Genomic DNA, 12,399 nt, shown 5'->3' with positions numbered 1-12,399 from the left:
GCAGCGCTTGACGGATACGTTTCGACACAATTTGTGAGAGGCTGAGCGGGCTTCCAGCCTGTATGACCACCAAGCTGATGTCGAGCCGGCAAGGCTCCAGGGAAGAACCTCGACCATGACACGCAAATACTTCGGCACCGATGGCATTCGCGGCCGCGCCAACGGCGTGATCACGCCCGACCTGGCGCTGCGGGTCGGCCAGGCGACCGGCCTTGCCTTCCGTCGCGGCGATCATCGCCACCGTGTCGTGATCGGCAAGGACACGCGGCTCTCGGGCTACATGATCGAGAACGCCCTCGTCGCCGGCTTCACTTCCGTGGGCATGGACGTGCTGCTGCTCGGCCCGATGCCGACGCCGGCGGTCGCCATGCTGACGCGCTCGATGCGCTCCGATCTCGGCGTGATGATCTCCGCCTCGCACAACGCCTATGAGGACAACGGCATCAAGCTGTTCGGCCCCGACGGCTACAAGCTCAGCGACGAGGTCGAGGCCGAGATCACGCGCCTGATCGATTCCGATCTCGGCCAGCAGCTTTCGGCCTCGCCGGATCTCGGCCGGGCGAAGCGCATCGAAAGCGCCGATGCGCGCTATATCGAATTCGCCAAGCGCACCATGCCGCGGAACCTGAGCCTGGAAGGGCTGCGCATCGTCGTCGATTGCGCCAATGGCGCCGCCTACAAGGTCGCGCCCGAGGCGCTCTGGGAGCTCGGAGCCGAGGTCATCGCCATCGGCGTCGAGCCGGACGGTTTCAACATCAACCGCGATGTCGGCTCGACCAAGCCCGAGGCGCTCAGCCAGAAGGTGCTCGAACTGCGCGCCGATATCGGCATCGCGCTCGACGGCGATGCCGATCGCGTGCTGATCGTCGACGAGAACGGCCAGGTCGTCGATGGCGACCAGCTCATGGGCGTGATCGCGCGCAGCTGGCAGGAGGACGGGCTGCTCTCGGCGCCCGGCATCGTCGCGACGGTGATGTCCAATCTCGGGCTCGAGCGCTATCTCGCCGGCCTCGGCCTGTCGCTGGCGCGCACCGCCGTCGGCGACCGCTATGTGCTGGAGCATATGCGCGCCAACGGCTTCAATCTCGGCGGCGAGCAGTCGGGCCACATCATCCTCTCCGACCATACGACGACCGGCGATGGGCTGGTGGCGGCGCTGCAATTGCTCGCCGTGGTCAAGCGCCAGGAGAAGCCGGTCTCCGAGGTCTGCCACTGCTTCGAGCCGCTGCCGCAGATCCTCAAGAACGTCCGCTACAAGCAGGGCCAGCCGCTCAAGGAGAAGCCGGTGGTCAGCGCCATCGCGGCGGCCCGGCTGATGCTGGGCGAGAGCGGTCGCCTGGTGATCCGGCCGTCGGGCACCGAGCCGGTGATCCGGGTGATGGCCGAGGGCGACGACCGCGACCTCGTCATGCGCGCGGTCGACGAGGTGGTCGAGGCGGTGACGAAGGCCGCCGCCTGACGCGCCACCGAGCTTCCCCGTCATTCCGGCCGCAGCGAAGCGGAGCGCTTAGAATCCATCATAGAGCGCACCTGCCCATGATGGTTTCCGGAGCGGCGCGGCTTTTGCCGCTTGTCCGGGATGACGATGTGGTGCTGCGGAAAGACAGCATGCGCTGGCGCCGTGCTCTGCTTGCCCGAGCTGACGGAAGCGGTTCTTCAAAGCCTTGCGGCCGTTAAGCTTTCAGTAACCGACGCGCTCCCGTTCACGCAAAAGTAGGGTTAGGTTTTAAGGTTAAGTGTCGTTTAAGACATCCATGGCAAGGTCTTCCCATCGGTAACTCGCGCGAGCTGCGTCCCGCTTGCGCAAACACGAAGGAACCCTGCCATGGGCAGCCTGAAAACCCTTGCGCTCGCCGGCGCCATGGCCCTGGGCGCTTCCGCCGTCGCCAACGCCGCCGACTATCCTGTCGCCGCCCTGCCTCCGCCGCCTCCGCCGCCGGAGCTGCGCGGCCCGGTCGGTGGCGGCTGGTATCTGCGCGGCGATATCGGCGTCGGCTCGCAGTCCTATGACGAGCTCGACGTCAAGCTGAACAACGCCCCGGTCATCCAGACGGCGGGCGTCACCTCCTTCAGCACGGTCAGCCCGGAACGCAGCTTCGCCGCCTTCGCCGGCATCGGCGTCGGCTACCAGTTCAACAACTGGTTCCGCGTCGACCTGACCGGCGAATATCGCGGCGCTTCCTTCAATGGCCGCGACACCGTCAGCTATAATTTCGGCGTCCCGGTTACCCAGATCAACAACTACCGGGCCGACATCGCGACCTTCGTCGGCCTGGTCAACGGCTATATCGACCTCGGCACCTGGAACTGCCTGACGCCCTATCTCGGCGCCGGCATCGGCTTCGCCAACCACACCGTCAACGGCCTGACCGACAACGGCCTCAACCGGCCGGCCGGGCAGCTCTTCGACAACATCTCCTATGCCTATGGCGACTCGGCCAGCAAGACCAACTTCGCCTGGGCGCTGATGGCCGGCGTCGCCTATGACGTGACCTCGAACCTGAAGCTCGACATCGGCTATCGCTACCTGAACATGGGCGATGGTCCGACCATCGGTCTTGCCGGTGCAACCGGCGTGCTGGTCAATCCGAGCTCGTCGGTGCGCTTCAAGGGGATCGACAGCCACGACATCCGCATCGGCATGCGCTGGAACTTCGGCGATCCCAATTGCTGCGGCCCGAAGGAGCAGCCGGTCGCCTATGCGCCGCCGCCGGTGATCCGCAAGTACTGATCGCCGATCGCCATTCTTGAAGCCGCGCGGACCCCAGGTCCGCGCGGCTTTGCTTTTGCGCCGCCGGCGCCTGCCGCCGGCGCACGTTGACCCGGCCTGCCGCCGCCGCGAAAATGGCGGCCAGGAAGGCGCCAAATCTGCACGTCAAGCCTAATAGGGAAAGTCATCATGAAGACACGCGCCGCCGTCGCCTGGGAGGCCGGGAAGCCGCTGACCATCGAGACGATCGAGATCGGCGGGCCGAGGGCCGGCGAGGTGCTGGTCGAGGTGATGGCGACCGGCATCTGCCATACCGACGCCTATACGCTGTCGGGCCTGGACTCCGAGGGCAAGTTCCCGGCGATCCTCGGCCATGAGGGGGCGGGCATCGTGCGCGAGGTCGGCGCCGGCGTGACCAGCCTGAAGCCCGGCGACCATGTCATCCCGCTCTACACGCCCGAATGCCGCAGCTGTAAGTCCTGCCTGTCGCGCCGGACCAATCTCTGCACCTCGATCCGCGCAACGCAAGGCCAGGGCCTGATGCCCGACGGCACCTCGCGCTTCTCCTGCGATGGCGGCGAGGTCTTCCATTACATGGGCTGCTCGACCTTCGCGAATTTCACGGTGCTGCCCGAGATCGCGCTCGCCAAGGTCCGCGAGGACGCGCCCTTCGACAAGATCTGCTATATCGGCTGCGGGGTGACGACCGGCATCGGCGCGGTGATCTACACCGCCAAGGTCTGGCCGGGCGCCAATGTCGTGGTCTTCGGCCTGGGCGGCATCGGCCTCAACGTCATCCAGGGCGCCCGCATGGTCGGCGCCGACAAGATCATCGGCGTCGACATCAACCCGGGCAAGGTCGAGATGGCGAAGAAGTTCGGCATGACCGACTTCGTCAATCCGAGGGAGATCGGCAACGACAAGGTGGTGCAGGCGATCGTCGATCTCACCGGCGGCGGCGCCGACTTCTCCTTCGACGCCACCGGCAACACCGAGGTGATGCGCCAGGCGCTGGAGTGCTGCCATCGCGGTTGGGGCGAGTCGATCATCATCGGCGTCGCCGAGGCCGGCAAGGAGATCGCGACGCGGCCGTTCCAGCTGGTCACCGGCCGGGTCTGGAAGGGCACCGCCTTCGGCGGCGCGCGCGGGCGCACCGATGTGCCCAAGATCGTCGACTGGTACATGGAAGGGAAGATCAACATCGACGACCTGATCACCCACAAGCTGAGCCTGGACGAGATCAACCACGGCTTCGACCTGATGCATGAGGGCAAGTCGATCAGGAGCGTGGTGGTCTACTGAGCGGCCGCTCTTCCGCCGCATCGAGCGGGCATCAGGGGCGTCGTGGTCGGGCTTGACCCGACCATCTCGGAAACCAGCCATCTGGTCACAAGATTCTCGGGTCTGCGCTTCGCTCCGCCCGAGAATGACGCATTGGCGCCGCAGCAAAAGGATTCCCGCATGGAACTGCTCTCCTCCTCGAAGGCTTTTGGCGGACAGCAGCGTGTCTACCGGCATGACAGCTCGGCCTGCGCCTGCCCGATGAACTTCGCGGTCTATCTGCCGCCGCAGGCGGAAGCCGGGCCGGTTCCGGTGCTCTGGTATCTCTCGGGCCTGACCTGCACGTATCAGAACGTGGTGGACAAGGGCGAGTACCGGGCGGCGGCCGCCGCCAACGGCATCGCCATCGTCTGCCCCGACACCTCGCCGCGCGGGGAGGGCGTGCCGGACGAGCCGGAGAACTGGCAGTTCGGCTCCGGCGCGGGCTTCTATCTCGACGCGACGCAGGCGCCCTATGCGACGAACTATCGGATGGAGAGCTATATCCGCGACGAGCTGCCGGCGCTGCTCGCCGATGAGCTGCCGCTGGACATGTCGCGCCAGGGCATTTTCGGCCACTCGATGGGCGGGCATGGCGCGATCACGCTGGCGCTGAAGAACCCCGGCCGCTACGCCTCGGTCTCGGCCTTCGCGCCGATCGTGCAGCCCTCGACGGCCGGCTGGTCGCGGCCGGCTCTCGAAAAATATCTCGGTGCCGACGAGGCGGCCTGGCGGGCCTATGATTCGACCTTGCTGATCGCCGACGGGCATCGCGTCAGCGAATTGCTCGTCGATCAGGGCACGGCCGACGGCTTCCTCCATGACGGCCTGAGGCCCCAGCTTCTCGAACTCGCCTGCACCACGGCCGAGATCCCGCTGACGCTGACGATGCGGGAGGGCTACGACCACTCCTACAATTTCGTCTCGACCTTCATGGCCCAGCATATCGCCTGGCATGCCGAACGGCTGGTCCCGGCCTGAGGAACGAGAACCTCACTGCAGCGTTGAACGCTGGCAGTTTCGGCTCAGGGGGAAAAGGCCATGGCATCCGCAGTCTCGTCCACCAACGGCAAGCGCTCCTTGTTCACGCGCCTGTCGCAGACGACCTCGCATTGGGCCGGCAAGCCGCAGACCTTCTTCGTCGCGCTCGCGATCATCGTGGTCTGGGCCGCATCGGGGCCGTTCTTCGGCTTCAACGATACCTGGCAACTCGTCATCAACACCTCGACGACGATCGTCACCTTCCTGATGGTCTTCATCATCCAGAACAGCCAGAACCGCGACACGGCGGCGATGCAGATCAAGCTCGACGAACTGATCGCCAGGGTCGAGGGCGCACGCGAGGAGCTGCTCGATCTCGAGGAACTCGACGAGGAGAAGCTTGAGGAGATCCGCGACGAGTTCGAGGCGATCGCCCGCAAGGCCCGCTCGGCCAGGGAGGCTGCCGAAAAGGCCGGGGCCGCCTGATCCAACTGGACGCCGGCAGACACGGCGCTATCCTTCCGGCGGGGTGCATCCGCGCACGAATCGGCCGGAGAAGAGGCCATGCGGCTGGTGGGTTGGCCAAGGCTTGCTCTGGCGGTGCTGCTTGCCGTCTTCGCCGTGCCGGCTGCGGCTGCCGAGCCGCTCCTCGATGTTCAGGATGTCGCCGTCCTGCGGCAGCTCGAAGCTTCCGGCTATGGGTTTGCCGACGTGCTCGGCGCCGGAAAGGCCGATAGCACGGCCGAGCTTTCCCGCGACAGTGCCGCCTGGCGCCTCATCGCCGGGCATGTCGGCGAGGATGTCGCCGCCCTGCGGGCCGAGATGCTGGCCAATGGCCGCCGGCTCCACGAGGTCACCGACGGCAATGTCGGGCGCGTCATCGACCTGGGCTGGCTGCGCTCGCCGATCGCCCGGTTCCAGCTCACCGCGATCGTCAACCGGCTCGACCGCCAGGACTTTGCGGCGCTCTCGGCGGAGGCCGGCTGCGGCGAGGTCCGGCTGATCTTTCGCCTCGCCTATGCCTTCGACGATGCCAAGCGGAAGCGCCGGCTCGCCTCGCGCCTGCCCTTCACGCTGAACGCGGTCTTCGGCGTGCCGACCGGCGAGGACGGTTCCTGCCGGCAGGTGGCGCAGGCCTGGCTGGTCGACGAGGCGGGCGAGCCCGCGGCGCTGGCGCGGAAACTGGCAAGCGGGCCGCTGGCGAAGGCGCGGCTGCGGCTGAAGCAGATCGAGCTCAACGCCCAGATCGTGCGCTTTCCGTCCGGCATGGAGACGCAGTTCGGCGGGCAGGCGGCCTATCTGCAGCGCATCTTCGCCGCCGTTCCCGGCGAGGGCGGCGCGAGGCTCCGCCCGAAGCGGCTGGAGAATATGCCCGACGTCGCCAGGTTGAAGGCCGATGCCGGGCTGCGGCGGGAGCTGGTCGATTATGTCCGCGCCAATCTCCCGGCGATCGACCGGGGCGTCTATCTCGTGCCCGAGCGCTTCCTGGCGCTGAAGGCGATCTCCTATTCGACCTTCGGCAGCGCCCGGCTCGCCAATCACCCGTTCACCGAGGCGCTGCCGGCCGGCGCCTTCGCCGGGCTCGACTATGGCGCGGCGCGGCTGGTGCGCGGCGAGAAGGCGCTGCTGGAGCGGCTCGACAACGGCTCCTGCACCGGCTGCCATCAGGCCGGCGGCACGGCCGGCTTCCACATGTTCGGCCTCGACGATGCTTCGACCTCGGCGCTGAACAGGATCAAGGTCGGGATCTCGCCGCATCTCCATGCCGAGGGCTTTCGCCGCGCGGCCTATGTCGCCGCCTTGGCCGCCGGCGCGGAGCCGGACCGCTACCGCCCGCCTTCCTTCGCGCCGCCGGCGAACTGGCAGGCCGGGCAGCCCTTCGGCTACCAGCCTGCGGCGTTGACCATGCCCTGCCTGACGACGGAGAGCGCCAAGGCTTTCGGCGAAGGCTGGAGCTGCGCGGCGGGCTCGACCTGCAAAGCGCTGGTGGAGAGCAAGGCGGTCGGGATCGAGCTCGGCCAATGCCTGCGGCTGGAGGAGGCGCGCAACTTCTCGGGCCAGCCCTGCCTGACCGGCGCGATCAGCACGGCCGTGGGCAAGCCCTATCTCGACCGCTATCGCCAGACCGGCCAGTTCGGCGCCTTCGCCAAGGGCTTCTCGCAGACTGCGTTCAACTGCCGCCCGGCCAAGATCGGCGTCCCCGGCGGCATGGCCTATCGCCAGTGCACACCGGGCGACCGGATCTTCGCCGGCTTCGCGAACGGCAAGGTTCCCGACGAAATCTGCGGGCTCGCCGGCGGCAAGGCCTTCGACGACTGCGTCGCCACCAACCAGTTCGACGCCTGCCTCGCCAAGGCGGTGACGCGCGGCAATCGCGGCACCTGCAGCGCCACGAGCTTCTGCCGCGAGGACTATATGTGCCAGGCGATTCCCGACGACGTGCCGGGCGCGACCACGACGGTCAAGGATTACGGCTTCTGCTCGCCGACCTATTTCCTGTTCCAGATGCGGATCGACGGCCATCCCGACCCGCAGGCGCGGCCGTAGCGGCCATCCGTCATTGCGAACGCAGCGAAGCAATCCAGCGAGCGTGCCTCCGGGCTCTAGGTTGCTTCGTCGGCTTCGCCTCCCCGCAATGACGGCGTCAAGCTAACCCGCCAGCACGAAATCGAAGCGGCCGAGCTGGCCGCCTTCAGCCGGACGCAGCTTCATCAGCAGCCTGGCATCGAACAGGCCGTCGCGGCGGTTGGCGGGCTCGTCGGGGAAATAGAGCTGCGTCGTCAGCACCGGGCCTTGCGCGCCGGCGCGGAGCTTGACGTGGAGATGACGGGTGCGGCCGGGATAGAGGCCGGGCGCGCGGGTAATGAACTGGTAGCGCCCCTGCTGGTCGGCGAAGAGATGGCCGCGGAAGCGGAAGCCGCGATTATCGTATTGGCCGGACTGATCGGCCTGCCAGAAATCGAGCAGGGCGCCGGGGATCGGGCGGCATTGCCGGCTCAGCACGAAGCCGCTGAGTACGAGCAGGGGGCCGGTGCCATCCTCGCGCAGATCGGCGCGCTGCGGCGAGGCCGGGGTGAAATAAGGGCCTTCGCTCTGGCGCGGGGTCGCGGCGCCCTGGCCGTCGCAGGCCGGCGTCGCCGGCAGTTCGGCGCCTTGCGCCAGCGCCTCGGGCGGCAAGGCAAGGCCGGCGAAGCCGGCGGCCGAAAGGCTGGCGATGAGGAGGTCGCGGCGGCTCGGTGCGGCGTCGGTCATGACTTCCCCTTCCTGGCTTCCCCGCTTTCCCCAGCCCGTCCTGTCATCCCATCACATCGGCGCCGGCGCTTGTCCTTTTTCAGGCGGAGGCCGCAGCCTCACCGAACCGTGATGGAAGCCGGCCGGGGATTGGACTGCCTGTTGGCAGCAGGGCGCGGTCGCGCGTGGAGCTGGCGGCAGCGCTGGTTTTTCGGCACAGTCGCGCCAGGGAATCGGCCGGCGAAGGCGTTCCGTTCGACGAAGCGATGAGGGACGGTATGCCGACCGATATCGAGATCGCCCGTGCGGCGCGCCTGCAGCCCATCGACGCGATCGCCGCCAGCGCCGGCATTCCCGAGGCGGCGCTCCATCCCTATGGCAAGTACATCGCCAAGGTCGACACCGGCGCGATCGCGGATTTCTCGGCCAGGCCCGACGGCAAGCTGATCCTCGTCACCGCGATCAGCCCGACGCCGGCCGGCGAGGGCAAGACCACGACGACGGTCGGCCTCGGCGACGGCCTGTCGCGGCTGGGCAAGCGCACCATGATCGCGCTGCGCGAGCCCTCGCTCGGCCCCTGCTTCGGCCAGAAGGGCGGCGCGGCCGGCGGCGGCTATGCCCAGGTCGTGCCGATGGAGCAGATCAACCTGCATTTCACCGGCGATTTCCACGCCATCACCAGCGCGCACAACCTGCTCGCGGCGATGCTCGACAACCATGTCTACTGGAGCAACGAGCTCGGCTTCGACGCCCGCCATGTCGCGCTGCGGCGCGTCATGGACATGAACGACCGGGCGCTGCGCAGCGTCGTCTCCTCGCTCGGCGGGGCGAGCAACGGTTTCCCGCGCGAGGACGGCTTCGACATCACCGTCGCCTCCGAGGTGATGGCGATCTTCTGCCTCGCCACCGATCTTCCCGATCTCGAGGCGCGGCTCGGGCGCATCGTCGTCGGCCGCACGCGCGACAAGCGCCCGATCACCGCCGCCGAGCTCAAGGCGCCGGGCGCGATGACCGTGCTGCTCAAGGACGCGCTGATGCCGAACCTGGTGCAGACGCTGGAGGGCACGCCGGCCTTCGTCCATGGCGGCCCCTTCGCCAATATCGCGCATGGCTGCAATTCGGTGATCGCGACGCGTGCCGCTCTGAAGCTCGCCGATTACGTCGTGACCGAGGCCGGGTTCGGGGCCGATCTCGGCGCCGAGAAATTCTTCGACATCAAATGCCGCAAGGCCGGCCTGAAACCCGACGTCGCCGTGGTGGTCGCGACCGTCAGGGCGCTGAAGATGCATGGCGGCGTCGCCCGCGACGCGCTTTCGGCCGAGAACCTGCCGGCGCTGGAGGCGGGCCTGGCCAATCTGGCGCGCCATGTCGAGAATCTCCGCAAGTTCGGCGTGCCGCCGATCGTCGCGATCAACCAGTTCAGCTCCGACAGCGCCGCCGAGCATGCGCTGATCCAGAATTTCTGCCGCAACCATCTCGGCGTCGAGGCGGTGATCTGCCGGCACTGGGGGCTGGGCGGCGCCGGCACGGAAGAGCTCGCCGCCAAGGTCGCGGCGCTGATCGAGGGCGGCGAGGCCGATTTCGAGCCGCTCTATCCCGACGCGCTGCCGTTGCGCGCCAAACTGGAGACGGTGGCGCGCGAAATCTACGGCGCCGCCGGCATCTCGGCCGATGCCAGGGTGAGCGCGCGCTTTGCCGAGCTTGAGGCGGCCGGCCATGGCGAGCTGCCGATCTGCGTCGCCAAGACGCAATATTCCTTCTCGGCCGACCCGACGCTGCGCGGCGCACCTTCCGGCCATATCGTGCCGGTGCGCGAGCTCAGGCTGGCGGCGGGCGCCGGCTTCATCGTGGCGATCTGCGGGGACATCATGACGATGCCCGGCCTGCCGCGCCAGCCCGCGGCCGAGCGCATCCATATCGACGCGAACGGGCAGATCGAGGGGCTGTTCTGATCGCTCCCGTCGCTGCGCTCCGCGCAATGACGGCAGGCGCCATCCGCATTCGTCAACAAAGCGTAAACCATATCGCCGCCATGATGGCGGCCGCCGTGCTCCGAACCTGTCGAAGCGCGCGGGAGATGCCGACGAGATGGGTTTGCTTGCCGCCTGGAAGGGCTCGGGCCTGAAAGTGCGCGTGCTCGCGCTGGTGCTGGCGGCGCTCGTCGCCGTCGCCCTGCCGGCCTCGGGTGTCTTCCTGTGGATCGTCAACGGCACGGTGGTGAAGCTCGGCACGCTCTTCGCCGAGAAGCAGATCCTGTTCGACCGTTTCCGCGGGCTGGAAGCCCTGATGCGCGAGGTCTCGCTGGCCGAGACGGTGGCGCGCGCGCCGGTGATCGTCGAGTGGGCACAGGACGAGTCCGATCCGGAGAAGGCGAAGCGCGGCCTCGCCGAGCTCGAGCACTACCGGCTCTCGTTCACCGACCGCAGCTATTTCGTCGTGCTCGACCGGACCGGGAACTACTATTTCAACGACCGGGACAACAATTACGAGCACGCCCGGCTGCGCTATACGGTGTCGCCCGACGATCCCAAGGACGCGTGGTATTTCAAGACGCGCGCGCTGGGTTCCGGCTGCCATCTCAACGTCAACCGCGACGAGGCGCTCGGCGTCACCAAGGTCTGGATCAACTGCATCATCCGCAAGGACGGCAAGGTGCTGGGCCTGATCGGCACCGGCGTCGACCTGACCCAGTTCATCAAGGAGGTCGTCGAGTTCCCGCAGACCGGCGTGCAGAGCATGTTCGTCGATCTGCAGGGCGCGATCCAGGCGCATCGCGATCCGCGCGTCGTCGACTTCCACAGCCTGACCAAGGACATTTCGGCGAAGAAGACCATTTTCCGCCTGCTCGACGTCGAGGACGACCGCAAGGCGCTGGCCGAGATGATGCAGCAGGTCTCCAAGGGCGAGCCGCTGGTGCTCTCGCGCTTCATGCAGATGGACGGGCGCGAGGTACTGGTCGGCGTCGGCTTCCTCGACCGGCTCGGCTGGTTCAACGTCACGGTGATGGATGTCGACGCCATCATCGACCGCAAGCTGTTCACGCCGATCGCCCTGCTGATGGCGGCGATCCTGCTCGCTGCCGCGACGCTGATGACGTTGCTGTTCAAGCGCAAGGTGCTCGACCGGCTGGCGCGGGTCGAGCAGGGCGTTTCCCGCGTCCGGGCCGGTGATTTCGGCGCGAACGCGTGCGAGGACGGCAATGACGAGATCGCCAGGCTGGCGCGCGCCTTCAACGAGATGGCGCTGGCGGTCGGCGACAATACCGGCCGGCTCGAGGCGATGGTGCGCGAACGGACCGAGAAGCTCGAATTGCTGGCGCAGTACGATCCGTTGACCTCGATCCTGAACCGGCGCGGCTTCGACCATGCCTTCGCGCGCGAGCAGAACCGGGCGCGGCGCGATGGCAGGCCGAACGGCCTGATGATCGTCGATCTCGACCGTTTCAAAGACGTCAACGACGAATACGGCCATTATGCCGGCGACGAGGTGATCCTCGCCTGCGTGCAGCGGATGTCCTCGGTGCTGCGCAGCTACGACGCCTGCGCCCGCTGGGGCGGCGACGAGTTCATCCTGCTGGTCAGCGGCTGCGACGAGGCCTCTCTGGCCGCGGTCGCGGCCAAGCTCGCAGCATGCCTGCGCGAGGCGCCGGTCAGGCTCGGCGACGGCCGGTCGGTCGCGGTGACGGCGAGCATCGGCGCGGCGCTGGTCGGCCCCGAGGAAGGCCTTTCCGAGGCCGCGGCGCGAGCGGATGCGGCGCTCTACCAGGCCAAGCGCAAGGGCCGCGACGATTTCGTGCTCGATGAGCCGCAATCCGGCACGGCGCTGCGGCGGGTGGGCAGGGTGTAGACGTCATTCTCGGGCGGAGCGCAGCGTAGACCCGAGAATCTCGGGACGAGTAGCTCGATTCAGAGATGCTCGGGTCAAGCCCGGGCATGACGGCTGTCCATCAGTCGAAGGCGAGCTGTACCTTCATCGCGCGCGACTTGTCGGCGGCGAGGTCGAAGGCCTCGACGGCGCGCGCGATCGGGATCGACGCGGTGAGCAGCGGCGACAGGTCGATCCGGCCCGAGCCGATCAGCGCCACCGCCCAGTCGAACTCCTCATGGAAGCGGAAGGAGCCGCGCAGGTCGAATTCCTTGGCGACCACGACGTTCATC

At 67.6% G+C, this 12,399-nt stretch carries 9 protein-coding genes and 1 pseudogene; 8 read left to right on the top strand and 2 right to left on the bottom strand.

Features of this window, described 5'->3' with window-relative positions:
* The first annotated feature begins 115 nt into the window (after window positions 1-115).
* The 6 genes from glmM (at window position 116) to V6M56_RS21885 (ending at window position 7,558) form a co-directional block, all read left to right on the top strand.
* The gene (gene glmM, locus V6M56_RS21910) at window positions 116-1,459 is read left to right on the top strand and encodes a phosphoglucosamine mutase (RefSeq protein WP_332687056.1); all 1,344 of its coding nucleotides are present in this window, start codon (window positions 116-118) and stop codon (window positions 1,457-1,459) included.
* 366 nt (window positions 1,460-1,825) lie between these two features.
* Window positions 1,826-2,731 carry an outer membrane protein gene (locus tag V6M56_RS21905; RefSeq protein WP_332687054.1) on the top strand — a complete coding sequence of 302 codons (906 nt, stop codon included), beginning with the start codon at window positions 1,826-1,828 and terminating at the stop codon, window positions 2,729-2,731.
* Between the two features lie 168 nt (window positions 2,732-2,899).
* Window positions 2,900-4,012: an S-(hydroxymethyl)glutathione dehydrogenase/class III alcohol dehydrogenase gene (locus V6M56_RS21900; protein WP_332687052.1), complete on the top strand. Its 1,113-nt coding sequence runs from the start codon at window positions 2,900-2,902 to the stop codon at window positions 4,010-4,012.
* A 159-nt stretch (window positions 4,013-4,171) separates the two neighbouring features.
* Window positions 4,172-5,011, top strand: a complete 840-nt coding sequence (gene fghA / locus V6M56_RS21895; RefSeq protein WP_332687051.1) for an S-formylglutathione hydrolase — start codon at window positions 4,172-4,174, stop codon at window positions 5,009-5,011.
* 60 nt (window positions 5,012-5,071) lie between these two features.
* Window positions 5,072-5,497, top strand: a complete 426-nt coding sequence (locus V6M56_RS21890; protein ID WP_332687049.1) for a low affinity iron permease family protein — start codon at window positions 5,072-5,074, stop codon at window positions 5,495-5,497.
* A gap of 78 nt (window positions 5,498-5,575) precedes the next feature.
* A complete protein-coding gene (locus V6M56_RS21885; RefSeq protein ID WP_332687047.1) occupies window positions 5,576-7,558 on the top strand; it encodes a hypothetical protein in 1,983 nt (660 codons plus the stop codon).
* Window positions 7,559-7,660: 102 nt separating this feature from the next.
* Here the strand turns inward: V6M56_RS21885 and V6M56_RS21880 are convergent, their stop codons facing one another.
* The gene (locus V6M56_RS21880) at window positions 7,661-8,263 is read right to left on the bottom strand and encodes a dioxygenase family protein (RefSeq protein WP_332687045.1); all 603 of its coding nucleotides are present in this window, start codon (window positions 8,261-8,263) and stop codon (window positions 7,661-7,663) included.
* 257 nt (window positions 8,264-8,520) lie between these two features.
* On the opposite strand from V6M56_RS21880, the gene V6M56_RS21875 reads away from it, so the two are divergent.
* Both V6M56_RS21875 and V6M56_RS21870 read left to right on the top strand, forming a co-directional pair.
* Entirely contained in the window at window positions 8,521-10,194 is a 1,674-nt protein-coding gene (locus V6M56_RS21875; protein ID WP_332687043.1) for a formate--tetrahydrofolate ligase, read from the top strand.
* 136 nt (window positions 10,195-10,330) lie between these two features.
* A complete protein-coding gene (locus V6M56_RS21870; protein WP_332687041.1) occupies window positions 10,331-12,088 on the top strand; it encodes a sensor domain-containing diguanylate cyclase in 1,758 nt (585 codons plus the stop codon).
* A gap of 100 nt (window positions 12,089-12,188) precedes the next feature.
* Here the strand turns inward: V6M56_RS21870 and V6M56_RS21865 are convergent.
* Window positions 12,189-12,399: pseudogene (locus V6M56_RS21865) on the bottom strand (L-idonate 5-dehydrogenase); the annotation flags it as partial.

The organism is Allobosea sp. (genome assembly GCF_036675845.1).
In the GTDB taxonomy this organism is placed as follows: domain Bacteria; phylum Pseudomonadota; class Alphaproteobacteria; order Rhizobiales; family Beijerinckiaceae; genus Allobosea.
This window is presented reverse-complemented; position numbering and strand designations above follow the sequence as displayed.